The organism is Rhodococcus pseudokoreensis, assembly GCF_017068395.1.
In the GTDB taxonomy this organism is placed as follows: domain Bacteria; phylum Actinomycetota; class Actinomycetes; order Mycobacteriales; family Mycobacteriaceae; genus Rhodococcus_F; species Rhodococcus_F pseudokoreensis.
Window position 1 is genome coordinate 296,995 of record NZ_CP070615.1, and the last position, 23,152, is coordinate 320,146.

At 67.6% G+C, this 23,152-nt stretch carries 22 protein-coding genes and 3 pseudogenes; 9 read left to right on the forward strand and 16 right to left on the reverse strand.

Translation table 11 applies throughout. The features are described from left to right. Positions 1–104 precede the first annotated feature (104 nt). Positions 105–848, forward strand: a complete 744-nt coding sequence (locus tag JWS13_RS03635) for a DUF305 domain-containing protein (RefSeq protein ID WP_206004510.1) — start codon at positions 105–107, stop codon at positions 846–848. A gap of 56 nt (positions 849–904) precedes the next feature. Beyond that, positions 905–1,132: a heavy-metal-associated domain-containing protein gene (locus JWS13_RS03640; protein WP_206004511.1), complete on the forward strand. Its 228-nt coding sequence runs from the start codon at positions 905–907 to the stop codon at positions 1,130–1,132. A gap of 227 nt (positions 1,133–1,359) precedes the next feature. Here JWS13_RS03640 and JWS13_RS03645 read toward each other — a convergent pair whose 3' ends face one another. After that, positions 1,360–2,511, reverse strand: coding sequence for a sensor histidine kinase (locus JWS13_RS03645; RefSeq protein ID WP_206004512.1), 1,152 nt, complete (start codon positions 2,509–2,511; stop codon positions 1,360–1,362). Then, positions 2,508–3,272 carry a response regulator transcription factor gene (locus JWS13_RS03650; protein WP_206004513.1) on the reverse strand — a complete coding sequence of 255 codons (765 nt, stop codon included), beginning with the start codon at positions 3,270–3,272 and terminating at the stop codon, positions 2,508–2,510. Before JWS13_RS03650 ends, JWS13_RS03645 begins: the two co-directional genes overlap by 4 nt. Positions 3,273–3,403: 131 nt before the next feature. Here JWS13_RS03650 and JWS13_RS03655 point away from each other — a divergent pair, with 131 nt between their 5' ends. Both JWS13_RS03655 and JWS13_RS03660 read left to right on the forward strand, forming a co-directional pair. Then, positions 3,404–3,661, forward strand: a complete 258-nt coding sequence (locus JWS13_RS03655) for an SHOCT domain-containing protein (RefSeq protein ID WP_206004514.1) — start codon at positions 3,404–3,406, stop codon at positions 3,659–3,661. Positions 3,662–3,741: 80 nt separating this feature from the next. Continuing rightward, on the forward strand, positions 3,742–5,328 hold the full coding sequence (locus tag JWS13_RS03660) for a multicopper oxidase family protein (RefSeq protein ID WP_206004515.1): 1,587 nt from the start codon (positions 3,742–3,744) through the stop codon (positions 5,326–5,328). 12 nt (positions 5,329–5,340) lie between these two features. Here the strand turns inward: JWS13_RS03660 and JWS13_RS03665 are convergent, their stop codons facing one another. Continuing rightward, positions 5,341–5,538, reverse strand: coding sequence for a hypothetical protein (locus tag JWS13_RS03665; protein WP_206004516.1), 198 nt, complete (start codon positions 5,536–5,538; stop codon positions 5,341–5,343). 543 nt (positions 5,539–6,081) lie between these two features. On the opposite strand from JWS13_RS03665, the gene JWS13_RS46360 reads away from it, so the two are divergent. Beyond that, positions 6,082–6,243: a multicopper oxidase domain-containing protein gene (locus JWS13_RS46360; protein ID WP_241032067.1), complete on the forward strand. Its 162-nt coding sequence runs from the start codon at positions 6,082–6,084 to the stop codon at positions 6,241–6,243. Between the two features lie 12 nt (positions 6,244–6,255). On the opposite strand, the gene JWS13_RS03675 is transcribed toward JWS13_RS46360, so the two are convergent. The 5 genes from JWS13_RS03675 to JWS13_RS03695 all read right to left on the reverse strand — a co-directional run bounded on the left by JWS13_RS03675 (position 6,256) and on the right by JWS13_RS03695 (position 10,374). After that, positions 6,256–6,600 carry a metal-sensitive transcriptional regulator gene (locus tag JWS13_RS03675; protein WP_012686863.1) on the reverse strand — a complete coding sequence of 115 codons (345 nt, stop codon included), beginning with the start codon at positions 6,598–6,600 and terminating at the stop codon, positions 6,256–6,258. Positions 6,601–6,623: 23 nt separating this feature from the next. Further along, positions 6,624–6,791, reverse strand: coding sequence for a hypothetical protein (locus JWS13_RS03680; protein WP_206004517.1), 168 nt, complete (start codon positions 6,789–6,791; stop codon positions 6,624–6,626). A gap of 100 nt (positions 6,792–6,891) precedes the next feature. After that, positions 6,892–9,159 (reverse strand): heavy metal translocating P-type ATPase, encoded by a 2,268-nt coding sequence (locus tag JWS13_RS03685; RefSeq protein WP_206004518.1) that lies wholly within the window; start codon positions 9,157–9,159, stop codon positions 6,892–6,894. 26 nt (positions 9,160–9,185) lie between these two features. Further along, positions 9,186–10,130, reverse strand: coding sequence for a hypothetical protein (locus JWS13_RS03690; RefSeq protein WP_206004519.1), 945 nt, complete (start codon positions 10,128–10,130; stop codon positions 9,186–9,188). Positions 10,131–10,167: 37 nt separating this feature from the next. Continuing rightward, the gene (locus tag JWS13_RS03695) at positions 10,168–10,374 is read right to left on the reverse strand and encodes a heavy-metal-associated domain-containing protein (RefSeq protein WP_206004520.1); all 207 of its coding nucleotides are present in this window, start codon (positions 10,372–10,374) and stop codon (positions 10,168–10,170) included. Between the two features lie 742 nt (positions 10,375–11,116). On the opposite strand from JWS13_RS03695, the gene JWS13_RS03700 reads away from it, so the two are divergent. Then, the gene (locus JWS13_RS03700) at positions 11,117–12,544 is read left to right on the forward strand and encodes an MFS transporter (RefSeq protein WP_206004521.1); all 1,428 of its coding nucleotides are present in this window, start codon (positions 11,117–11,119) and stop codon (positions 12,542–12,544) included. 101 nt (positions 12,545–12,645) lie between these two features. Here the strand turns inward: JWS13_RS03700 and JWS13_RS03705 are convergent, their stop codons facing one another. From JWS13_RS03705 to JWS13_RS03735, 7 genes and pseudogenes are all read right to left on the reverse strand, one after another. Then, the gene (locus JWS13_RS03705; RefSeq protein ID WP_206004522.1) at positions 12,646–13,797 is read right to left on the reverse strand and encodes an MFS transporter; all 1,152 of its coding nucleotides are present in this window, start codon (positions 13,795–13,797) and stop codon (positions 12,646–12,648) included. 61 nt (positions 13,798–13,858) lie between these two features. Further along, positions 13,859–14,896 (reverse strand): cation diffusion facilitator family transporter, encoded by a 1,038-nt coding sequence (locus tag JWS13_RS03710; protein WP_206004523.1) that lies wholly within the window; start codon positions 14,894–14,896, stop codon positions 13,859–13,861. After that, a complete protein-coding gene (locus JWS13_RS03715; RefSeq protein ID WP_206004524.1) occupies positions 14,893–15,315 on the reverse strand; it encodes an ArsR/SmtB family transcription factor in 423 nt (140 codons plus the stop codon). Before JWS13_RS03715 ends, JWS13_RS03710 begins: the two co-directional genes overlap by 4 nt. Before the next feature lie 1,083 nt (positions 15,316–16,398). Then, the gene (locus JWS13_RS03720) at positions 16,399–16,884 is read right to left on the reverse strand and encodes an SRPBCC family protein (protein ID WP_206004558.1); all 486 of its coding nucleotides are present in this window, start codon (positions 16,882–16,884) and stop codon (positions 16,399–16,401) included. Further along, positions 16,885–17,202 (reverse strand): annotated as a pseudogene (locus tag JWS13_RS03725) (ArsR/SmtB family transcription factor); the annotation flags it as partial. Between the two features lie 362 nt (positions 17,203–17,564). Further along, a complete protein-coding gene (locus JWS13_RS03730) occupies positions 17,565–18,860 on the reverse strand; it encodes an MFS transporter (RefSeq protein ID WP_206004525.1) in 1,296 nt (431 codons plus the stop codon). Position 18,861: 1 nt separating this feature from the next. Then, positions 18,862–20,217 (reverse strand): annotated as a pseudogene (locus JWS13_RS03735) (MBL fold metallo-hydrolase); the annotation flags it as partial. A gap of 92 nt (positions 20,218–20,309) precedes the next feature. On the opposite strand from JWS13_RS03735, the gene JWS13_RS03740 reads away from it, so the two are divergent. Together JWS13_RS03740 and JWS13_RS03745 are read left to right on the forward strand one after the other, a co-directional pair. Continuing rightward, positions 20,310–20,969: an ArsR/SmtB family transcription factor gene (locus JWS13_RS03740; RefSeq protein WP_206004526.1), complete on the forward strand. Its 660-nt coding sequence runs from the start codon at positions 20,310–20,312 to the stop codon at positions 20,967–20,969. Between the two features lie 352 nt (positions 20,970–21,321). Then, positions 21,322–21,615: a hypothetical protein gene (locus JWS13_RS03745; RefSeq protein WP_206004527.1), complete on the forward strand. Its 294-nt coding sequence runs from the start codon at positions 21,322–21,324 to the stop codon at positions 21,613–21,615. 29 nt (positions 21,616–21,644) lie between these two features. On the opposite strand, the pseudogene JWS13_RS03750 reads toward JWS13_RS03745, so the two are convergent. Next, positions 21,645–22,090, reverse strand: a pseudogene (locus JWS13_RS03750) (N-formylglutamate amidohydrolase). 461 nt (positions 22,091–22,551) lie between these two features. Here JWS13_RS03750 and JWS13_RS03755 point away from each other — a divergent pair. Further along, positions 22,552–23,152: ATP-binding protein (locus JWS13_RS03755; RefSeq protein ID WP_206004528.1), on the forward strand; the 601-nt coding region annotated here is incomplete at its 3' end.

Genomic DNA, 23,152 nt, shown 5'->3' on the forward strand with positions numbered 1-23,152 from the left:
TCTCCGGCGGGTGCGGGCGTGATCGCTTGGCCCCCACTGCACAACTGCCCGACGTCTTGCGTGATCAGCACGTGTGCGCACTGTGAGAAAGGAATTTCCCTGTCATGAAGAAGAAGTCCCTCGCCGCCGGCGCAGCCGCGGTTGCTGCTCTGGTCGCGTTGACCGCCTGTAGCAACTCCAGCAACGATCAGGCCACGCAGACCAGCAGCTCGGCGAGCGTCACCGCCACCACAGCGGCCGCCGATACCCACAACCAGGCGGACGTGACGTTCGCGCAGCAGATGATTCCGCATCACGCGCAGGCGATCGAGATGAGCGATGTCGTGCTCGCCAAGGACGGCATCGACCCGCGGGTGATCGATCTGGCCAACCAGATCAAGGCAGCGCAGGGCCCGGAGATCGAGCGGCTGCAGGGCTGGTTGACCGAGTGGGGACAGTCCAGCATGCCGATGGCCACGTCCGGGATGATGACTCCGGGTCAGAGTATGCCGATGGCCACGTCCGGGATGATGACTCCGGGTCAGAGTATGCCGATGGCCACGTCCGGGATGATGACTCCGGGTCAGAGTATGCCGATGTCGGGCATGGAGATGCCAGGCGATAGCGGGATGGGAGTCAGCGGAATGATGTCCGCCGAGGACATGACCGCACTGCAGAATGCTCAGGGCGTGGACGCCAGCCGGCTTTTCCTCACGCAGATGATCGCCCATCACCAGGGCGCGATCGCCATGGCGCAGACCGAAATCGACTCCGGTCAGTATCCAGAAGCCGTCGCGATGGCACGCACCATCGCCGACACCCAACAGCAGGAGATCGCCACGATGCAGAACATCCTGGCCTCGCTGTGACACCCGGCTTCGGGGATTCGAACACCCGCCGATAAACCTCGTCCGAGGAGAACACAGTGAGCACCACCACCGGCTACCACGTGTCCGGCATGACCTGCGCGCATTGCGTGAAGGCGGTCACCGAGGAACTCGACCGTCTCGATGCAGTGACGAACGTCGACATCGACCTGGTCCCCGGCGGGGACTCTCGGGTGAGGGTCACCAGCAGCCGGCCGCTGCCGCTGGAGCAGGTACGTCATGCCGTCGAGGAGGCCGGATACTCGCTGTCCGACCCGCCCACCTGATCCGCCCTCGGCGCGCCCTCCCCGCGGCATCAGCGAGGGTTCGCGACGGTGAGAACGAGGACGGACCCGGGTCACCGCCTCGACCCGGGGAGGATGCGCCGCGGTGATCATCACAAGATCGCCCGTCGCCGGGCATCGACGTGGCTGTCACGGCCGGTCAACCGACCCGACGGCGCTGCGGGCTTGCGGGAGCCGGTGCCGGGCGATCGCGGTCACCGAGTACTTCCTCATCGCCGATCCGGGGGGAAGGTGATGGTGAAGGTACTGCCGGTTCCGGGGCCGTCGCTGCGGGCGGTGATGTGGCCGCCGTGCGCCTCGACGAGGGCCTTGGCGATCGCCAGTCCGATCCCGGCTCCTCCGTGTTCGCGGTCGCGTGCCGCGTCGACTCGGTAGAACCGTTCGAACAGGTGCGGGAGGTGTTCGGCGGCGATTCCGTCGCCGGTGTCGGTCACCTCGATCACCAGCAGCTCGTGTCGCTGTTCCGCGGTCACCTCCACCCGCCCGCCCCGGGGGGTGTGGCGCAAGGCGTTGTCGAGCAGGTTGCCCAGCACCTGCCCGAGCCGCTCCGGGTCGGCCCACAGCCCGGGAAGGTGCGCGGGAACATGAGAGGTCAGTGTCACCTGCTTCGCTGCGTAGCGGTCGGCCGCGGCGGTCAGGGTGGTGGAGATCAGCGCGGCGGGGTCCACCCAGGTGGGTTCGATCGAGGTCCGGCTCTCTTCCGCATGGGAGAGGCTGCGGACGTCGTCCGAGAAACGGACCAGTCTGCGGGTCTGGTCGCGCAGCATCGTGATCGTGTCGGCATCCAAGGTCTCGACCCCGTCCTCGAGTGCCTCCATGTACGCCTCGAGCACCGACACCGGGGTGCGGATCTCGTGGGCGAGGTCAGCGAGAAGTTGGCGGCGGGTGGTCTCGACCGATTCGAGCCCGGCGGCCATCCGGTTGAACGCCTCGGCGAGGGCGTCGAAATCGTCCCCCAGGTGCGGGGGAGTGACCCGAATGTCGTAGCGCCCGTCGGCCACCGCGGTCGCCGCGGACGACACCTCGGTCACCGACCGTTCCAGGCGCCGACTGAAATACCAGGTCACCACTAACGCGGCCAGGGAGGCCACCCCGAGGGCGACCGCCAGGGAAATGGCGGTGGCGGAGCGGTACGCCTGCTCGGCGTGGAACTGCTCGTCGGACGAGGCCGGCACCCCGGCACGGTGCAGGTGCTCGCGGAACAGCGGGGGGCCAGCGAACACCGCGACCACCCAACACGTTGCAGCGCCCGCAACCAGCACCAGCGATTGCGCCAGCAGCAGCCGCACGCCGAGGCCGGGGCCACGGCTGCGCACCGGACCGAGGCCAACGGTGCCCGGGCGAACCTGACGCGAGGTCATTGCCCGGTCCCCATCCGATACCCGATGCCGCGGACGGTGGTGACGTACCGGGGAGCGGCGGGGTCGTCTCCCAATTTGCGGCGCAGGTGGCCGACATGCACATCCACGAGGTGCTCGTTACCGACCCAGGATTCTCCCCACACGGCCTCGATCAACTGGCGCCGGCTAAATGCCATACCCGGCCGGGACGACAACGCCGCCAACACGTCGAACTCTGTGCGGGTCAATACCACCGGGCGATCGCAGAGATGGACCTCCCGGCCCGCGACGTCGATCCTCATCGCCCCGAATACCCGCGGGGGTGCCTCACTCCCGCCCGGCCCGGTGGGCGGCGTCTCGTATGCAGGTGCCTTCCGGGGCCGGCGCAACATGGCCCGGATGCGAGCCACCAACTCCCGTGGGCTGAACGGTTTGGTGACGTAGTCGTCGGCGCCGACGGACAAGCCGATGATGGTGTCCATTTCGGCGTTGCGGGCGGTCAACATCACCACGTAGGCGTCGGAGAACGTCCGCAGTGCTCGGCACACCTCGATTCCGTCCATGCCCGGCAACCCGAGGTCCAGGACCACGACGTCGGGGTCGATTTCCCGGGCGCGAGCGAGCGCATCGACGCCGTTGTAGGCGACGGCGACCTCGAAGTTCTCCCGTTCGAGGTAGCTGGCGACGACCGCGGTCAGCGGGCGCTCGTCGTCGACCACCAAGGCCCGATATCCGGCGGCGCTGTCAGGCGGGAGGTGTGGCGCGTGGTTCATGGTCTCCATCGTCGCCGGTGTCCTCCCGGTCTGGTGCGGGTCATCCTGAACTGGCCATATCTTCAGGGAAACTACACAGAACCCTCATCGATTCACCGCGATCCGTCACCACGATGGAGAGCAGCGAAAGGTGAACAGCCATGATGTGGTGGAACGACGGAATGGGGTACGAAATGGGCTGGGGCGGCTGGGTACTGATGGCCGTGGTGATGGTCGCGTTCTGGGGGTTGGTTGTTGCCGGGGTGTTGGCAATGTTCCGCAGCATGCGAACGGACCGCACCGCGCCCTTCGACCCCGACGCTCGGGCCCGGGAAATTCTCGACGAACGATTCGCTCGAGGTGAGATCGACGCCGAAGAATACCGCCTCCGCAGGGACGAATTGCGCGCCCGGCAGTGACACGTGAGCGATCCGCCGTGTCGATGGCAGGTTGGCGGGCAGCCAGTAACATCCTCGCGCACGCTGCAGGGCTTGTAAGGATGGGGGCGGACGTGCCTGAGTACGGTGCCGGACTGAGTCGGCGCACCTTCTTCGCCGCTGCCGCAGGACTGGGCGGCCTCGCAGTGTCTGCCTGTACCCGCGAATCACCGTTTTCCGGACCCCATCCGGTCGATGCGAACGCCGTCTCGGCCGCCGAGGCAGCCCGCCCCCACACCGGCCGCACCGTCGACGCCGCCCTGGCCGCGCAGACCACCGACATCGACCTCGGCGGGATACAAGTGCGCACCTTCGCCTACGGCAACACCGTTCCCGGGAAGATGATTCGGGCCAACGTCGGCGACGAGATAGCTGTCGCCCTCACCAACGGCCTCGTCCACGACACCTCCGTGCACTGGCACGGCATTGCGCTGCGAAACGACATGGACGGGGCCAGCCCCGCCAGCCCCGACATCGGACCGGGTCGAAGCTTCACCTACCGTTTCTCGGTGCCGCATGCGGGTACCTACTGGGCGCACCCGCATGTCGGGCTCGACACCGACTACGGGCTGTATCTGCCCGTCATCGTCGACGACCCCGGCGGACCCGGAAATTACGACGCCGAGTGGATCGTCGTCCTCGACGACTGGACCGACGGAATCGGCCCCGGCCCCCGGCAGATCTTCTCGAACCTGCAGTCGGGCGGGATGGGGTCGATGGGCGGACCAGGCGGCATGGGTGGCATGGGGAACATGCCCGGGATGGGGGGAATGGGCGGCGGCTCGGATCAGAGCGGCGCCCCCACCTCGAGTGCGACGTCGAACGGGGTGGGCACCAGCAGCCTCCTGGGCGGCGACGCCGGCGACATCACCTACCCGTACTACCTGGTCAACGGGCGGCTCCCGACCGCACCGTCGACGTTCACGGCCACACCCGGTCAGCGTGTGCGGATCCGCATCATCAACGCCGGAGCCGACACCGCCTTCCGCATCGCCCTCGCCGGGCACACCATGACCGTCACCCACACCGACGGCTACCCGATCACCCCGGTCGACGTCGACGCCCTCCTGCTCGGCATGGGCGAACGCTACGACGTGATCGTCACCGCCGGGGACGGCGTCTTCCCCCTTGTCGCGGCGGCCGAAGGCAAGATTGCTCACGCCCGGGCCTTGCTGCGTACCGGCGCCGGATCCGCACCCGACCCGGCATTCGCGCCCCGCGAACTCGGCGGCCGGGTCGGCACCGTGGACACCTTCGCCGCCGCCGACACCGTCCTTCTGCCCAAGGGACGCCCAGAGGTGAACCTCGCGGTGGATCTCGGCGGGGGCATGATGAGCTACCACTGGACCATCAACGGCCGCCCGTACGACCAGACCCAGCCATTGACGATCCGGCAAGGGCAGCACGCCCGCCTGACCTTCACGAACATGACCATGATGTGGCATCCGATGCACCTGCACGGGCACACCTTCCAGATCGTCAAACCCGACGGGACCCCCGGCCCCCGCAAGGACACCGCCATCGTTCTCCCGATGCGTTCGATCGCCGTGGACCTGGTCGCCGACAATCCCGGCGACTGGATGCTGCACTGCCACAACGCCTACCACCAGGAAGCAGGAATGATGACCCGCCTCGACTACGACAGTTGAGGCGGTGACCAGTCATCGGCCCTGCACTGATCCCTCGACGAGACCCACCGAACGTCTAGAGCCTTCCCGTGGCAGCCACGACACCGCCACCGGATCCGAGAAGGAGGTGAGAAGAATGGGAATGACCATGATGGACATGATGATGATGTGTATGCGCATGATGGGCATAATGCCGCCGATGATGAACATGCCGATGACTATGCCGCCCATGTGACGCGATACTCGGCTAGAACTGCACATCCGTCACCCACGCCATCTCGCGAGCCTTCTCGGCGCGTGAACAGCCTGTTAGAGGCGCAGGCCAGGCGTATGTAGCCGAGGCAGTAGCGAGGGAGAGGGTCGTGTAGGAAGGGTCTCCGGGGCGTGAGGACCCCCGGGCAGCCCCACCAAGCGGTTTCCAGCCCTGCACGCCCACCACCCACGAACGGCCCCCTCCCCTTCGGAGGGGGCCTTCGTCGGGTCTCAGAGCTTCGCGACGGTGATATGGTGCGCGACCTCGACCTCCGCCCACATGCGGCCGCCACGCCCCACGGCCCACGCCCAGCATGCACGTTCGGGATCCCCAGCAGAGGGTTAGTGGGTGGTCATGGGTGTACATGAACGGGGCGTCACCGGAGGTCATCTTGGAGGCCGAACTCGGAACAATGGGCTATGCCTGGTGGACCATCAACGATCGCCCCTACGATCACACCGCCCAATTGGCGATCCGTGAAGGTCGATGGGCCCGCCTGACTTTGTACGAACTTGACCATGATGGGCATCCCATGCACCGGCACGGACACTGTCATCGTCCGGCCGATACGCTCTCTTGCGGTGAGGCTGATCGCGGAGGCCCCGGTCAACTGGATGGTTCACTGCCACAACGGATATCATCAGAAACCGGGCATGGTGACCCGGCTGGACTACACCGGGTGATCTCGGCTCGCCTCAGGAGCGGACGAGGCGGGCGATCGCGTCGGTGGCCTCTTTGATCTTCGCCTCCGCCTCTGGGCCGCCGGCGACCGCGGCGTCGACCACGCAGTGACTGATGTGGTCTTCGAGCAGTCCCATGGCGACGGCCTGCAAGGCCTTGGTCATCGCGGAGACCTGGGTGAGGATGTCGATGCAGTACTTGTCTTCCTCGACCATCCGCTGCAGTCCGCGGGCCTGGCCTTCGATCCGCTTGAGGCGCTTGAGGTAGGCGTCCTTTTCGGTGATGTAGCCGTGCGCGGCGTGGTCATGGCCGTCGGTCTCGGCGGGTGCCTGGGTGGCCGCGGGGGTGGGGGTGGCCATGGTGTCCTCCTGGAATCCGAGTGTCATGCCGAGCACCCCCGATTATGCCCGCCGGGGGTATCCCCGCTGGGAAGCGGGCCGTCGAGACGGCGGCCGACCGCCGCCGCGGCACACAGCACCGCGCACTTCACCGCCGCCCGGGTCGCGGGGTGCCGGGTGATCCGCATCAAGGTCGTTGCCATCGAGGACATGGTCCTCTCCTTCCGGGACTGCATAGGGTAAAAGGGTGTGGGGTGGGCGGCGCCTGCACGCCCTGCCCACCCCACCTCCTGGGTGCCTTTTCTGCCGCGGTTATCCGGTGAGGGACCGGAACCGGCGCAGCCGCAGGCTGTTGCTGACCACGAACACCGACGAGAACGCCATAGCCGCTCCGGCGAGCATCGGATTGAGCAGCCCGGCGGCGGCCAGGGGGAGGGCGGCCACGTTGTAGGCGAAGGCCCAGAACAGGTTGCCCTTGATGGTGCCCAGCGTCTTGCGGGCCAACCGGATCGCGTCCGCGGCGGCGCGCAGGTCACCGCGGACCAGGGTCAGATCGCTGGCCTCGATCGCGACGTCGGTGCCGGTGCCCATCGCCAACCCGAGATCGGCCTGGGCCAGGGCGGCTGCGTCGTTGACACCGTCGCCGACCATCGCGACGACCTTGCCCTGATCCTGGAGCCGTTTGACGACGTCCACCTTGTCCGCGGGCAGCACCTCGGCGATCACCTCGTCGATGCCGACCTGGTCGGCGATCGCCCGGGCGGCGGCGGCGTTGTCGCCGGTGAGCATGATCGGGGTCAGGCCGAGCTCGCGCAGCTGTGTGATCGCCTCGGCCGAGGTGGCCTTGACCGCGTCGGCGACGACGAGCACGGCGCGGGCCCGCCCGTCCCAGCCGACCACGACGGCGGTCTTGCCGTCGGATTCGGCTGCGCTCATGGCGTTTTCGAGTTCGGCGGTCAGGTGTTGCGCCCAGTCGGCGAGCAGGCGGGCCCGTCCGACGACCACCGCGTGGTCGTCGACCATGCCCTGCACCCCGAGGCCTTCGACGTTGGCGAACTGCTCCACCGCAGGCAGGGATCCGACCTTGTCCCGGGCGCCCTTGGCGATGGCCTGGGCGATGGGATGCTCGGAGGAATCCTCGAGCGCCCCGGCCAGGCGCAGCACCTGCCCGGTGTCTTCCCCGTCGGCGGTGACCACATCGAGCAGGGTCATCTTGCCGGTGGTGACGGTGCCGGTCTTGTCGAGCACCACGGTGTCGACCCGGCGGGTCGATTCGAGGACCTCGGGCCCCTTGATCAAGATGCCGAGCTGGGCGCCGCGGCCGGTGCCGACCATCAGTGCGGTCGGGGTGGCCAGGCCGAGGGCGCAGGGGCAGGCGATGATCAGCACCGCGACGGCGGCGGTGAACGCGGCCGCAATGCCGCCGCCGGTGCCGATCCAGAACCCGAGGGTCGCCACGGCCAGGGCGATCACAATGGGGACGAAGACGCCGGAAATCTTGTCGGCCAACCGTTGGGCCTGAGCCTTCCCGGTCTGCGCGTCTTCGACGAGTTTCGCCATCTGCGCGAGCTGGGTGTCCGACCCGATCCGGCTGGCGCGGACCACGATCCGGCCGCCGACGTTGACGGTGGCGCCGACGACCAGGTCGTCGGGTCCGACCTCGACGGGCACCGATTCCCCGGTCAGCATCGACGCATCGACCGCGGAGGAGCCCTCGGTGACCACACCGTCGGTGGCGATCTTCTCCCCGGGGCGGACCACGAACTCGTCACCGACGGCCAGTTGATCGGTGGGGATGCGCTGCTCGACACCGTCTCGCAGGACCGACACCTCTTTGGCGCCGAGTTCGAGCAGCGCTCGCAGGGCGGCACCGGCGCGCCGCTTGGAGCGGGCCTCGAAGAAGCGGCCGGCGAGGATGAAGGTGGTGACCCCGGCGGCGGCCTCGAGGTAGATGTTGCCGGCGCCGTCGCTGCGGGAGATGGTCAGCTCGAACGGATGGGTCATGCCCGCCATTCCGGCGGTACCCCAGAACAGGGCGTACAGCGACCAGCCGAGGGCGGCGAGGGTGCCCATCGAGATGAGGGTGTCCATCGTGGAGGTGCCGTGCCGCAGGTTGGTGAAGGCGGCCTTGTGGAACGGCCACGCCCCCCACACCACCACCGGTGCGGCGAGGGTCAGTGAGAGCCACTGCCAGTTCGGGAACTGCAGCGCCGGAACCATGGCCATCGCGATCACCGGCACACTGAGCACCAACGACACCAGCAGACGCTGGCGCAGCGAGGCGGTCGGATCCGGCTCACCGGTCGGGCCGGCATCCTCGGTGCCGGTGGACGCGGCGGCCGGGGTGGGGACCTTGGCGGTGTAGCCGGCCTGCTCGACGGTGGCCACGAGATCGCCGGTGGACACCTCACCGACGTAGTTGACGCGTGCCTTTTCGGTGGCGTAGTTCACCGTGGCGGTGACGCCGTCGAGTTTGTTGAGTTTCTTCTCGATCCGGTTCGCGCAGGAGGCGCAGGTCATGCCACCAATTTCGAGTTCGACCTGGCCGTCGGCGGTCGGGTGTTGGGTGACGGGATTCATCGTGTCCTCCTCTCCGGTTCTCGCGGTCAGTGTCCGTGCCCGGCCGGGATCGGCTGCGGGGCGGCGGGCGCCGCGGCGCCGGAGCTCTGCCCGGCGGTCAGGGTGAATTCGGCGGTCCGCACCACTCCATCGTGCTGGAAATCCAGGAACAGGCGGTAGTCCCCGGCACTGGGGGTGGTGACAAAAAAGTCGATGCCCGGACCGGGGGCGGTGACCCCGTCACCGGGGTGCCCGTCCGGGTGCACGTGCAGGTACCCCAGGTCGGCGGCCCGCAACGCCACCAGGTGCCCGTACGCCCCGAGGTAGGGCTGCAGATCGGTGACGGGCTGCCCGCCGCGGCTCACCGACAGCGTCACCTTCGACGCCTGACCGGGGGTGAGGGCGCCGTCGAGCGTGACGGTGTACCCGTCGACCGTGGTGGTCGCGGCCACCGGCGGCAGCGGCTGCGGATCATAGACACCGGCGACGTGCAGATCGGCACCCAGGGTCAGGCCGTCACCACCGTCGGGAGTGAAGTCGGCGAACACCCGGTACTCCCCGGCCCGGGTCAGATCGAGTGGAACGCTCCAGGTTCCGGCGGCATCGAGTACCGGGTGCACGTGCTGGAATCCGGCCATGTCGCGGCGCACCGCGATCAGGTGCAGTTGCTTGTCGTGGCTGTCGACGTAGCGGGTGACGGGCGCGCCGTCGGCATCGAGGATGCGGAACCGTAGTGGCACGTCCGCACCCGCCGGAACCTGCGCGGTGTCCAGTGCCAGGGTGTATCCGCTGTCGGTGACCATCAGTCCTCCCGGTGGATCGGCGACCGGTGCGCCCGCGGTGGAACCGGGTCCGGCGTCGTGAGTTGAGGTGTCATGGGTGTCGGCCGGTGTGGTGCCCTCGGGTCCGAAGGCGGCCCCGGCCCCGAGGGCGAGTGCGAAGACCGCGGCCAGGCCGACGGTGAATCCGGCGAACTTGCTCGTTGCGTTCATCGTGGGGAATCTCCTGTCCGGGTCGTGTGTAGGCCAGTCAGCCGGCGAGCTGGTATCCGGCCTCGTCGACGGCCTGGGCGAGGGCCGCCTGCTCGATCGGGGTTTCGGAGTCGATATCGACCCGCCCGCTCGCGAGGTCGACATCCACGGCGGTGACGCCGGGGAGGTTGCCGATCTCGCCGCGGACCGAGGAGACACAGTGGCCGCAGGTCATTCCGGTGACGGTGACGGTGGTGGTGCTCATCGATGTCCTTCTTCCTTCGGTTCGGAATGCGATCGAGGTCGTCGCGCATCTACAGATTTACCATACCCCCCTACCGTATGCAACAGCGGAGTGCCCTTACCTGCGTCACTCCGGGTCATACCCCCCGGTGGTGTCCTCGACGCCGCGGAGGCGCTGGGTGTGGCGCAGCGCGATCGGGGGAGGGCGAGGTCAGTCCGTGGCGTCGGGCAGGTTTCGGCCGATCCGATCGATTCCCGTGACGCGCCCGTCCTGGCGAGGTTCGCGGGTCTGAGTTCCTTGGCGCACCCGTCTCGGGGAGGGGTGGCTTCGGTGCGGCCTACACCGCAAGCCTGGGCAGGGGAGCGGTCCGCAGCGCTCACTCCGATGGAAACGCCGGGTGGGTACGGATCGCCGATATGCCGCCTGATGGAAATCGGCAGGAGCTCGAAGGGCCGTCCGTGGGGCGGGTTGTCGCGCCGCAGTCAGGCTTTGTGAACGGAACAATTTCGGCGACGTCAAAGTTACCTCTTGCGTTCTCTACTATACCCCCCTACGGTATTCGATATTCATAGTGGAAACGACCAGCATCTAGGAGGGGCGACGATGTGCACAGAAGGTGAGTTTCGACTCGAAAGATATGGGGACACTGGAGGGTTTGCGACGATCCGAGGGTGGGGGAATCGATGTTGTGGGTAGCCGCGCCACTGCGCTCGGCCTCGTTCACATCACGTTAGATACCCCCCACCCGTAAGGACGGATAGTCATGTCTACCCCGACATCATCGACACGCAAGTGGTGGGCGCTGGCGCTGATCGCCGCTGCCCAATTCATGGTCATCATGGACACCTCCATCATCGGCATCGCATTACCGAAAATGCAGACCGACCTCGGCTTCTCCCAGGAGAACCTGACCTGGGTGTTCAACGCCTACGTCATCGCCTTCGGCGGACTACTCCTGCTCGGCGGCCGCCTGTCCGACCTGTGGGGCGCCAGACGCATCTTCGCCACCGGCTGGCTGATTCTGCTCGTCGGATCGATCACCGCCGGCGCCGCCGGGAACGTCGGCACCGAACTGGCCGGACGCGCCGTCCAGGGCGCCGGCGCCGCACTGATCGCCCCCTCCGCGCTGACCCTGCTGATGATGCTGTTCGGCTCCACCCAGCAGGAACTGACCAAAGCCCTCGCCGTCTACGGCGCCGCCGCACCCGCCGGCGGCACCGCCGGAGTGTTCCTGGGCGGGGTGATCACCGAATACCTCAGCTGGCCATGGGTGTTCTACATCAACATCCCCATCGCCGTCATCGCCCTCGCTGTGACACCCCTGCTGATGCCCAACGCGCCTGCCCGATCCGGTTCGATCGACCTCCTCGGCGCCCTGACCGTCACCGCCGGACTGGCGCTCGCCGTCTACTCCATCGTCCGGGCCCCGGAGGTCGGCTGGGATGCGGGTCAAACCTGGGGATACCTCGCCGTTTCCGCGGTGTTGCTGGGCGCATTCGTACTCATCCAGTCCCGCCGCCGCGAACCCCTGATGCGTTTGGGGATCTTCACCGCCCCCAACCTCGCCGCAGCGAACATCGCCCAACTACTGCTCGGCGCGGCGTGGATCCCGATGTGGTTCTTCCTGAACCTGTACCTGCAGCAGGTACTCGGCTACAGCGCATTCCCCGCCGGCGCAGCACTACTGCCGATGACCACGCTGATCATGCTCGGCATGATCGTCATCGCCCCGCGGGCGATGGGACGGTTCGGGGCGAAACCGATGATCGTGACCGGTTTGAGCGTGCTCGCGGCAGGGCTCGGGTGGATGGCCCTGGTCCGGCCCACCGGCAACTTCTGGGTCGACGTGCTGCCCGCCTCCCTCGTGGCAGCGGCCGGTATGTCGCTCGCCTTCATCCCCTCGCTGGGCACGGCGATCTCCGCCGCACGCCCCGAAGAGGGCGGATTGGCGTCGGGCATCGTCAACGTCAGCTACCAGGTCGGCTCGGCTCTCGGCCTGGCGGCCATGACCGCCGTCGCCGCCGCGTTCGGCGCAAACCAGGTCGGTGACCTGCCGGAACTGACCAACGGGTTCTCCGCTGCCTTCCTCGGCGCCGCCGTCATCGCCCTGGCCGGTGCGGGCATCACCGCGGTTACCATGCGGACCCCGATCGCCCAATCGGAGGTGGCACCGGAAACTGTGCTCAACTAGTACCTAGTGCCGCAACCGATCTGGTGGGATTCGGACAATGTCCGAATCTCACCAGCACGCACGCGCGGGGCGAACCGTGGGAGCTGGCGATCGTAGGAGGCTCAGTGGCATGCGGAGTCGGGTTGCTGGCCGCGGCTGCGTCGTGTCAACACCGATGGGGATGCCGCGACAAGCACCGCCAGCACCGCATACCCGGCGGTGAGGGTGGCGGCGGCGGCCGCGCAGGCGACCAGCAACGGGCCGCCCGCGTCGCCGAGTTCCCGGCCGATCTCCGCGGCCCCCATCGTCTGTCCCATCCGTTCTGGTGGTGTCGAGGTGGCCAGGGCCGCGAAGGCCAGCGGGGTGATCAGCCCGGTCCCGGTCCCGATCCCGACCGCGGCCAGCAGCACCCCGGCCAGACCGGGCAGCATCGCGCAACCCAGCCCCGCGCCGGCGAGAAGGAGGCCGGCGGTGATCCCGGTGCCAGCGGAGAGCCTGCCCGCGTCCCATGCCCGGCCCACGCGGGGCTGCACCACCGCAGCGCACGCCGCCAGCACCGAGACCGCGGCGCCGGTCACGACCGGACAGAGCCCGGCGGCGGCCCCGGAGACGGGCAGAAAACCCACCCCGACCGACAGGGCGGCGGTCGCCGCGGCCAGCGCGGCGGTCGACCGCAGGAACGATCCCTCCGACAGGCGGCGGACCAGGTCCACCACCGTCTGCCGGGACCGCGGCAGCGGCGGCACCGACGGCACCGCCCACCCCGCCCATATCGCGACCACCGCTGCGAGGACCGCCATGACCGCGAACAGCAGCGGCAGCCCACCCGCCCAGACCACGGCGCCGCCGAGCAGCGGGCCCAGGGTGTAGCCGATGCTCTTGTAGAACCCGTAGCTGCCGAATGCGCTGCCCTGCTTCGCTTTCGGGTTCATTCGGGCGACCAGGGCGCTGGCCGCGGGTGAGAACGCGGACGCCCCCGCCCCCTGCCCGAGCCGGGCCAGCCACAGCCAGCCCGGATCATCGACCACCACGAACACCGCGGACGCGAGAGCGAACGCGATCAGGCCACCGATCAACACCGGACGGGCACCGACCCGGTCCGCGATCGACCCGAATACGGGCTTGAGGACGACCTCGGCGCCGTCGTAGAGGGCCAGCAGCACACCCAGATACAGCAACGACCCACCGAGATCCCCGGTTGCCGAACCCAGATTCGCCGCGATCCCGTGCGCACCGAACGCGGTGGTGAAACCCGCCGCGTACAGCGGCCACATCCGCCGCCGCGGTAACACCGCCGGCGCGCCACACACTTCCGATACGTCCAGGCGTGGCGGGTCAGTGCCGGCCGGCGGCGACGGGGCTGTGCGCCGGGTAGGCGTGGACCAGCGCGGTGGACAGTTTCGGGACGGCGTGGGTGAGGGTGTGTTCGGCCTCGTGTGCCAATCGGTGGGCGTCGGCCAGGCTGGTGTCGGGGTCGATGTCGAGCTCGACGTCCGCGTGCAGCCGGTGCCCGATCCACCGCATCCGCACGCTGCGCACACTGCGCACCCCAGGGTCGGCGGACAGTGAGCCCTCGGCGGCATCGACGAGTTCGGGGTCGACCCCGTCCATCAGCCGGCGGAACACATCGCGCACCGCGGTACGCAGCACGGCGAGGATCGCCACGGTGATGACCAGTCCGACGATCGGGTCGGCAAGCGGGAAGCCGAGCGCCACGCCGCCGGCGCCGAACAGCACGGCCAGGGAGGTGAATCCGTCGGTGCGGGCGTGCAATCCGTCGGCGACCAGCGCCGCAGAGCCGATCTGACGGCCGACCCGGATGCGGTAGAGGGCGACGAGTTCGTTGCCGATAAATCCGACGAGCCCGGCCGCGGCGACCCACCCCAGGTGCTCGATCGGGACGGGGTTGATCAGCCGGCGCACCGCCTCGACCCCGGCGATCACTGCGGACAGGGTGATCATCGCGACGACGAACAACCCGGCCAGGTCCTCGGCCCGCCCGAAACCGTAGGTGTAGCGGCGGGTCGCCGCCCGACGGCCGAGCGCGAACGCGATCCACAGCGGGATCGCCGTCAGGGCATCGGAGAAGTTGTGCACCGTGTCCGCCAACAGCGCCACCGACCCGGACACCGCCACGATCACCAACTGCGCGATCGCGGTGACACCCAGGACGACCAGGCTGATCTTGACCGCCCGGATACCGATGGCACTGGACTCGAGGGCATCATCGACACTGTCCGCGGCGTCGTGACTGTGCGGGGCGAACACCTCCCGCACCGCGGCACCGAACCGGCCACCATGCCCGCGCCCATGCCCATGCCCGTGGCCGTGGCCGTGTGTGGCATGGGCAGGGGCACCTTTCAGGTGACTCATGCTGGGTTCTCCTCGACGCGAACCGGCGGCGCGGTGAGATCGGTTTCGGGGTGCAGGATGCGCAGATCGTCGCCGGTGCGGTGATGACCGGGAACACCTGGGCCGGCATGCTCGGCATTGAACACCGCATCGGTCACCAACTGCCGGACGTGATCGTTCTCCAACCGATAGATCACCTGAGTGCCCTCCCTCCGGGTGCGGACCAGCCGGGCCATCCGCAGCTTCGCCAGATGCTGCGACACCGACGGTGCCGGCTTCCCCACATGCTCGGCGAGGTCGTTGACCGAGCACTCCCGGTCCACCAACGCCCACAACACCTGCACCCGCGTCGAATCGGCCAGCATCCGGAACACCTCGACCACCAGGTCGACCTGATCGTCCGGCAACCTCCGCCGACATGCCCCGCTATCTGCATTCATACGCAGATAGTAACCCTGCCGGCGGGTCTTCGCCCAGCGGCCGCGGGGACCGCATCCACCCACGTGTCTGGATGCGGATACTCCAACACCGGGCCCATTGCGGACCGTTCGTCCCCCGTGCCGTGAAACCTGCAAGTGTGGACAAATGCCTATTTCCGGTTCGGCAGTTTTTTTACATGGGGCATCTTCGTGATGTCCGGGTGACTGAGTTTATACTTCGCGTCACTCCTAATTGATCGGGCGGTCAACCCGTTTATCTGCTGAAAGATGCATTAAGAACCGTCCTTGACCTGGTTATGTGTTCAGATGTGGATGCACCTTCATCGATTTCATCGGGGTCGATTTTTCATTGGATTCGGGCAGATTGTGAAACGCCCTCGCTGTTTTGGCCGATAAAGCGAATAGGTCGGGTAATCAATTGGTAGAGAGGTGAGTTTCAATGGGTTCCTCCGGAATCGACTTCAACGTTGCCTTCGGTGCGTTTCTGCATTGGATCAGCGTCATGTTCGGCCTCAACGGGGGCGTCGGACTCTGACCCAACGGGCCATGATCGACTCCTCGCCTTCGGCGGTGAGGGGTCGATCCCCATGTTCAGGGGATCGACTCCACTCGGTGCGAGCGGCATCGCTCAACACGAAGTGTCCCGAGGTGACGGATCGCTACTTGCGCGGTGGTGCCTTCCTGGCCCGGAAGACGACACAGGGCGTTCGGACGACGACAGAAGACGGACAGAACTCGAGGAGCATCGTGACTACTCAAACCTGCCCGCCGACCTCGGCAGCACGATCGGGTGGATGACGTAACCGCCGTCCCCGGCAGCTGTCCTCGCCGACCTACTGGGCATCGCTACCGCCGCCGCAGCAGGCTGGACCCACGCCGCCGGCGGGGACTGGTCCCGCTACGCCGCGGAGATCGCCCGAACCCGCACCGGCCCACCATCAACACCAAAGGCAACGACCCGATGAGCGGACCCAAGGCCAGCGTTCGTCGATGTCGAATAGTGCCGTTCGCCAGTTTCAACGCCGGAGTGTCTCTACAGGCGCTGATGGCACAGCTCGGGCATGTGTCGACCCATCGGCGCCATCAGGGCTGTTCGTTTTCGACGGCGTCGATGTAGCGCTGCAGGTAGAGCGGCCACCCGGCGTCGTGCCCGACTCCGTCGCGGACGGCTTCCCAACCCTCTCCGTGGCGTTCGAGGTTGCGATGCTCGAGTTCGACCCGGGTCCGATCGGCGGATTCGGCGATGAACCGGACCTCCACCTCGCTGGTCTTGGCGGGGTCGGTCTCGATCTGCCAGCGCCCGTTGATGTCCCAACTGAACAGCACCCGGTTCGGCGGCTCGTAGACCAGCACCCGCGCCCACCGGCATTCACTGCCGTCCACACCGCGGTCGTAGATGTGGCCGCCGACTCGGGGCTCGAACACGGTCTCGGCGATCGGAACCGCCATGATGTTGTGCTCACGCGGCTTGATCGCATCGAATCGCTCGACGAACAGTGCGAACGCGCGCTCGAGCCCTGCGTTCACCACGATCTGCCGTTGCACCGGCTCGGCGTGTGTTTGTGTCATGACCTCTCCTGCGGGTTGATCGACCGCGTCCTGGTAGGCGGTCAGGGCCTGTGCCCAGAACCGGTCGAGCTGCGCGCGCAGCGCGCTGATCCCGGCCGGGTCGAGGTGATAGATGCGGCGCGTGCCGGCGGCCCGGTCGCGGACCAGCCCGGCGTCTTTGAGCACCTTCAGGTGTTGCGAGACCGCTGGTCGGCTGATCGGCAGCTCGCGGGCGAGTTCGCCGACCGCGCATGGTCCCTCGGCCAGGCGCTCGAGGATCGTGCGCCTCGTTCGATCAGCGAGCGCGCCCCATTCGTCTCCAGCTTGGTAAGTGTCTACGAACGGTAAGTCTTCGCTTACCTAGCGTGGTTGTCAAGAAATGTCCTGCAATCCCGGGGGCTTTCAGAAGTCATACACACGATCAGTCACCCCCTTCGGCGACGGTGAACCCCGCGAAGACAACGCCCGGCTCACTTCGCGCGCGCCCACGATGCTCCTGTGATTTGGAAGGTTTGGTGCCCGGCCCCGTCGCGGTCACCCCAGGAGAACACCGACAGAATCGTTCGGCTCGTCCACACCTGTTGCGGTTTCGACATCGAAGACGTTCACAGCTTCTGGACGCCGGTGCGCTATTCCGGCGCGGTCCGTGACCCACTCGGGGAGCAGATGTGCGAAGGGGTGGTGGATGCGGGTGCTGGTGCTCAGTTGGCTGTTTGCCCGGGGGTGGGTGTGGTCGGTTCCGGGGTGGGGGTGTGGGTTTCGTACATGCGGACGGCGACGACGAGCCCGGAGATGACGGTGATCGCGGCGGCGGCCCAGATCGCGGCGCGCAGGCCCCACAGGTCGGCGACGACGCCGCCGACGATCGCGCCGGCGGCGTAGCCGCTGTCGCGCCAGAGTCGGTAGACCCCGACGGCCCGGGCCCGCCAGAGGGGGTGGGCGACATCGCCGATGGCAGCGAGCAGGGTGGGGTAGACCATCGCGGTGCCGGCCCCGAGCAGGGCGCTCGCCGCCGCCCACCACGCGAAGGTGCCGCCGGTGGCGATCAGTGCGAGGGCGGCGGCCTGGGTGAGCATGCCGGCGGTGATGAGGTGCTTGCGGCCCCACCGGTCCGAGAGGGCGCCGGTGGCGATCTGGCCGAGACCCCAGACCGCGGGGTAGACGGCGACGAGGATGCCGATGCGGGCGATCGACATGCCGGTGGTGGCGAACAGGATCGGGAACAGCCCCCAGGACAGGCCGAAGTTGAGGTTGTTGACCAGCCCGGCCTGGCTGGCCGAGGACAGGGCGGGTTCGGTGAGGCTGGTGCGGGTGAAGATCTGCCGGTTGGTCAGATCGGCGTCGCCGGTGGTGCCCGGCGAGGTGGTGGTGTGCTGGGCCGCTTCCAGGTGCGCGAAGTTGCGGGTTTCCCGGATGAAGAAGGCGGACAGGGCCAGGCCGATGACGGCGTAGGACAGGCCGAGCAGGAACGGGGCCGGCCGGAGGCCGTATCGGGAGGCGAGGTAGCCGGCGAGCACGGCGGTGACGGCGACCGCGCCGTAGCCGGCGGCCTCGTTGAATCCCATGGCCAGTCCGCGTTGTCGGGGTCCGACCAGGTCGATCTTCATGATGACGGTGGTCGACCAGGTCAGTCCCTGGTTGATGCCGAGGAGCACGTTCGCGGCGACCACCCACCCCCAGGAGGGAGCCCAGATCAGCAGCAGCGGAACCGGAATCGCGATCAGCCAGCCAATGAGGAGGACGGGTTTGCGTCCGTACCGGTCGGACAGGGTGCCCGCGAAGTAGTTGGTGGCGGCCTTGGTGATGCCGAAGGCCAACACGTAGGTCAGCAGGAACGTGTAACCGGTGAGATGGAACTCTTCGTCGGCCAGCAGGGGCAGCACCGTCTGTTCCTGGCCGACCATGCCGCCGACGAGGGCGTTGACGGTCACCAGCAGCAGGAACTGAGCGAGATTGGCCCGAAGTCCCAGCCGGGGGCCGGGCGCGGTAGTGCTCATGGCCTGTCTCCAGCTTCCGGCCGGTGGCCCGGGCCCAGTCGCCGGGGCCGCCCTCGAGCACGGTCAGATTCCGGTGACCGGCCCGTTCGAGCAGGCTCGCCGCGCCCATGGCGCGTTCGCCGTGCCCGCACATCACCACGGTCGGTTCGCGGGGCAGGTCGTCGGCGCGGTCGGCGAGGGCGCCGAGTTCGATGTGGACGGCGCCGGGCAGGTGCCCGGCGAGGTATTCGGGGCGCTGGCGGATGTCGAGGATCCGCCGGCCGGTGAGCCGGTCCGGGCCGGTCAGTTCGGTGGTGGCCACGTCCTGTTCGGCGGCCGTCCAGGCGTCGAGTCCGCCGGCCAGTTCTCCGAGCAGGTTGTCGTACCCGATCTTCGCTGCCTGCCAGACGATTTCGTCCGGATCCTGATCGGCGTCGCGGACGATGATCAGGGGCCGGTCGGCCGGGGCGAGCCAGCCCAGCCAGCTGGCGAACACCGGCCGCAGCGGGATCGACAGCGCGCCGGGGATGTGGGCGGCGGCGAACTGGGCCAGCGGCCGCACGTCGACGAGGGCGGCTTCGTCGGCGAGCCGGGCCCGGACGGTGTCGACGCCGAGTGCGGGCAGGGTGGGATCGTGGTCGAGCAGCGCAGGTCCGCGGCGGTTGAGCTCGCCGAGCCGCAGGAAATACGGCGGGTAGCTGCCCAGTGAAGCGAGGAGTTGGGCGACGAAGGTGTCCTCGTCGGGTGCTCCGAGCAGCGGGTTGGTGGCGCGTTCGCGGGCGATGGTGCTGGTGCGCTCGGCGCCGGGCGGAGCCGAGCAGAACGACCCGGCGCCGTGCGTCGGCCAGACCGCCACCTCGCCGGGCAGCGCGGCGAGCCGGCGGAGCGAGGCGTACTGCTCGCGGGCCAGGGCTTCGGTGCGATCGGGGCCGAGCAGGTCGGTGCGGGCGGCCGAACCCACGATCAGGGATCCGCCGGTGAACACCCCGACCTCGGTGTCGCCGTCGAGGAGCAGGAACGACAGGTGCTCGTGGGTGTGCCCGGGGGTCGTCAGGCCCCGCAGCCGCAGCCCGCCGAGGTCGACTTCGTCGCCGTCGCGGAGCCCGGTGTGGGTGAATTCGCGGTGCCCGGCCGCCGAGGCCAGCACCCGCGTCCCTGCGGTGGCGGCGAGTTGGTGGGCGCCGGAGAGGAAGTCGGCGTGCAGGTGGGTGTCGGCGGCGAACGCGACGGTGAGCCCGCGGCGGGCGGCGGCGGCATGGACCGCGCGCAGGTCCCGGCTGACGTCGACCACCAACGCGCGGCCGTCGCCGAGATCCACGAGGTAGGCGGAGTTGCCGAGTCCTTCGTCGACGAGCGGTACCAGATCGATTCCGGCCATGGCGTCTTCTCCTGTGTCGACCGTGTCGGGCAGTGCGGGGGAATGCCCCGACTCCATGTTCTACACTATTCCAAAGATGATTGGAGAATGCTATGGGTGATCGGATCGCGAAGACGGAATTGTTCGATCAGTTCGCCCGGGTGGGGAAGGCCCTCGGTAGCGGCAAGCGGCTCGAGTTGCTGGATCTGCTCGCCCAGGGGGAGCGCACCGTCGATGCACTCGCCCGCGCGTGCGAGCTGGGGTTGACCACGGCGTCCGCGCATCTGCAGACCCTCAAGCAGGCCAATCTGGTGGCCACCCGCCGCGAGGGCACGAAGGTGTTCTACCGGCTCGCCGGTGCGGATGTGGCGCGGCTGTTCGCGATGGTCCGCACGGTCGCCAGCGAGCACCTTCCCGACGTCGAGGCCGCCCGCGCCGCCTACCTGGGTCCGGACACCGATCAGGTGAGCCGCGGCGAGCTGCTCGAGCGGGCCCGGTCCGGGAAGGTGACGGTGCTCGACGTGCGGCCCCGGGAGGAATACGCCGCCGGGCACATCCCGGGCGCGATCTCCATTCCCATCGACGAGCTCGCCGGTCGTCTCGCGGACCTGCCCGCCGACGAGGAGATCGTCGCCTACTGCCGCGGCTCCTACTGCGTGTTCGCCCACGAGGCGGTCCGGTTGCTGACCGACCACGGCCGGCCCGCGGTGCGCCTTGCCGACGGCATGCTCGAGTGGCGCCTCGCGGACCTGCCCGTCGACTCCCACGCCTGACCGATCGGCGCTCGCGGCGCCTCCTGCCGTCGTGACCAGAACCGGAAAGGTAGAAGTGCGCAGCACATGGGCCTCGGACGCATCGCCAGCCGCAATGGTGAACACAGGTTCCGACGCCGTCACCGATATCATCTTGTCAACCAGAAACAGCCGGAGTGGATCAATTGTCCAATTGAATTGGGCGGTTGTTCAAGCGCTCGAATTCGAGAAGATTCTCCGTATTTGGTGAAACTTTTCGAGTGTCGCTGCGATATGCGAAGTAAGCGGTGCACGCGCTCGCGGCTTCCCTGGTGAGGCCGGCGTCACCGTGCCCTATCCGAGTCGGGACTTTTCAGAATCGAAGGTGAGCACGATGAACAAGTTCGCGTTGCGCACAGCTGTTGCCTCAGCCGTCATCGCCCCCGTGATGCTCGTGGGAGCCGGCACCGCAACAGCCGCACCCACTGTCACCGCGGGAGGCAAAGGCGAGATCAGCATTGCGGTACCGGCGGGGGAGAGCTGGAATTGCTTTTCACTCGACTCGAATTTCGGACTGAAAGCCGGCGTCGGAAAGATAGGCGGTTTCGCGTCGGGATCCAACGTGACGGTCTTCTGCTTCGGAAATATGGCCCCGTTCTTCTTCACTGGGAGCGTCAAGGTCACGTAACCAACTCGTCCTGCCGAATCCGCATTCATCTACGAGTGACGGGTCTGCCTGGCACCCCGGTCTGTGGCGGATAGCAGATAGTGCGGGCAGGTGACGACCTGCCGAGGCACCGGGATCGCCTGGTGGTCGGTGTCGAGGTAGAGACGATATGCGAGCTGTCCGCTTCGGTGGGTTCCGGTGTCCGGGTCGACGGCGCCGAGGGGATACCCGTGTGGGGTGTCGACGGTCGAGAAGATCGCACGCGCCCAGTCGGCGGGTTCTGTGGGCGGCAGATAGCGTGGCCGGCCGGTCGCCGCGTCGACGGTGTGCACGATGACCGTGACGGCGAACCCGGCCGCCGCGGGGAACCACTGCTCGGCCGGACGTCGAATGGTGTGAGGACAGTGTGGATCCGCAGTATGTCCGTTCCGGTGCGGGCCGCCGTCGTGATGAGGTGCGGAGCCGCTGAGGTGTCATCGCTGGCCAGGGACGGCAGCGCCTGGTCGTGGTTGGCGCTGGGGTTTGGCGTGCGGGCACGGGCAAGTGTACGGGGCCGCCGATACCGGCTGGCAGGGCTGCGGCGGGTCGTCCGACCAACGACTGTTCTGCCGAATGTAGCGTTGACCTGTGGTGACGTCGAATCCCCTGAAGGAAGGGAGGCCGTCAAATGTGTTTGACGCGTCAAAGCGCAGCCCAAGGCACCTCGGTATTCGTCATCGCGAGCGTCGCCGGCCAGGACGCGCTGATCGAATCCGAACGCGAAAATGTGCCAGGAAAATTCCCTCCACGCTAATCTTGCCTGGCTTGTCCCGGTTTGTGTGCCGTCATTTGGTGGAAACCTATGGTGGAAGTGGTTGATTCGAGCGCGCCTGTCGGGGCAGATCGTGGTCAGAGATATGATTCGCATATTCCTGCATGTGCAGGATCCCGGACATATCGAGCGCTGAAGGAGGGCCGATGGCTACGAACGACCAGCTCAAGGCTCTCGTAAAGAGCCACGCCGACGGTGACGATCCCCAGTTCTACTCCGTGGCGATGCAGGTAGCTGCGAAAGCCGCCCGGGCGGGTCAGGAAAAGTTCTCCCAGGAACTTCGCGACCTGGTCGACGATCTACGCAAACAGAGTGTCTCCTCCGCGCGTATAGCCTCAGTCGTGCCGGTCTCGCAGCCCCGTGGGGAGCTGGCGTCCCTGCTCTCTGTGACGTACCCAGATGCGCGTATGGCCGATCTGGCTCTGTCCGGTGAGGTGTCCAACAGTTTGCAGCATGTTCTTCTCGAACAACGTCGCCGGAATGATCTTGCCCGGCATGGCCTTACGCCCGTGCGCAGACTGCTTCTCGTCGGCCCACCGGGTACAGGGAAAACCTCGACGGCCAGAGTGATCGCCGGTGAGCTGCGATTGCCCTTGTTCGCGATCCGCCTAGACACCATCATTACCAAGTTCATGGGTGAAACCGCCGCGAAACTCCGGTTGATCTTCGACGCGCTCGTCGAGACCAAAGGGGTCTACCTCTTCGACGAAATCGATGCCCTCGCAGGAGACCGAGCCGCCAGCAACG

Coding starts and splice junctions, on each gene's coding strand:
- JWS13_RS03635 (WP_206004510.1), top strand. CDS start 105: ATGAAGAAGAAGTCCCTCGCCGCCGGCGCAGCCGCGGTTGCTGCTCTG.
- JWS13_RS03645 (WP_206004512.1), bottom strand. CDS start 2,511: ATGACCTCGCGTCAGGTTCGCCCGGGCACCGTTGGCCTCGGTCCGGTG.
- JWS13_RS03650 (WP_206004513.1), bottom strand. CDS start 3,272: ATGGAGACCATGAACCACGCGCCACACCTCCCGCCTGACAGCGCCGCC.
- JWS13_RS03655 (WP_206004514.1), top strand. CDS start 3,404: ATGATGTGGTGGAACGACGGAATGGGGTACGAAATGGGCTGGGGCGGC.
- JWS13_RS03660 (WP_206004515.1), top strand. CDS start 3,742: ATGGGGGCGGACGTGCCTGAGTACGGTGCCGGACTGAGTCGGCGCACC.
- JWS13_RS03665 (WP_206004516.1), bottom strand. CDS start 5,538: ATGGGCGGCATAGTCATCGGCATGTTCATCATCGGCGGCATTATGCCC.
- JWS13_RS46360 (WP_241032067.1), top strand. CDS start 6,082: ATGGGCATCCCATGCACCGGCACGGACACTGTCATCGTCCGGCCGATA.
- JWS13_RS03675 (WP_012686863.1), bottom strand. CDS start 6,600: ATGGCCACCCCCACCCCCGCGGCCACCCAGGCACCCGCCGAGACCGAC.
- JWS13_RS03680 (WP_206004517.1), bottom strand. CDS start 6,791: ATGTCCTCGATGGCAACGACCTTGATGCGGATCACCCGGCACCCCGCG.
- JWS13_RS03685 (WP_206004518.1), bottom strand. CDS start 9,159: ATGAATCCCGTCACCCAACACCCGACCGCCGACGGCCAGGTCGAACTC.
- JWS13_RS03690 (WP_206004519.1), bottom strand. CDS start 10,130: ATGAACGCAACGAGCAAGTTCGCCGGATTCACCGTCGGCCTGGCCGCG.
- JWS13_RS03695 (WP_206004520.1), bottom strand. CDS start 10,374: ATGAGCACCACCACCGTCACCGTCACCGGAATGACCTGCGGCCACTGT.
- JWS13_RS03700 (WP_206004521.1), top strand. CDS start 11,117: ATGTCTACCCCGACATCATCGACACGCAAGTGGTGGGCGCTGGCGCTG.
- JWS13_RS03705 (WP_206004522.1), bottom strand. CDS start 13,797: ATGTGGCCGCTGTACGCGGCGGGTTTCACCACCGCGTTCGGTGCGCAC.
- JWS13_RS03710 (WP_206004523.1), bottom strand. CDS start 14,896: ATGAGTCACCTGAAAGGTGCCCCTGCCCATGCCACACACGGCCACGGC.
- JWS13_RS03715 (WP_206004524.1), bottom strand. CDS start 15,315: ATGAATGCAGATAGCGGGGCATGTCGGCGGAGGTTGCCGGACGATCAG.
- JWS13_RS03720 (WP_206004558.1), bottom strand. CDS start 16,884: ATGACACAAACACACGCCGAGCCGGTGCAACGGCAGATCGTGGTGAAC.
- JWS13_RS03730 (WP_206004525.1), bottom strand. CDS start 18,860: ATGAGCACTACCGCGCCCGGCCCCCGGCTGGGACTTCGGGCCAATCTC.
- JWS13_RS03740 (WP_206004526.1), top strand. CDS start 20,310: ATGGGTGATCGGATCGCGAAGACGGAATTGTTCGATCAGTTCGCCCGG.
- JWS13_RS03745 (WP_206004527.1), top strand. CDS start 21,322: ATGAACAAGTTCGCGTTGCGCACAGCTGTTGCCTCAGCCGTCATCGCC.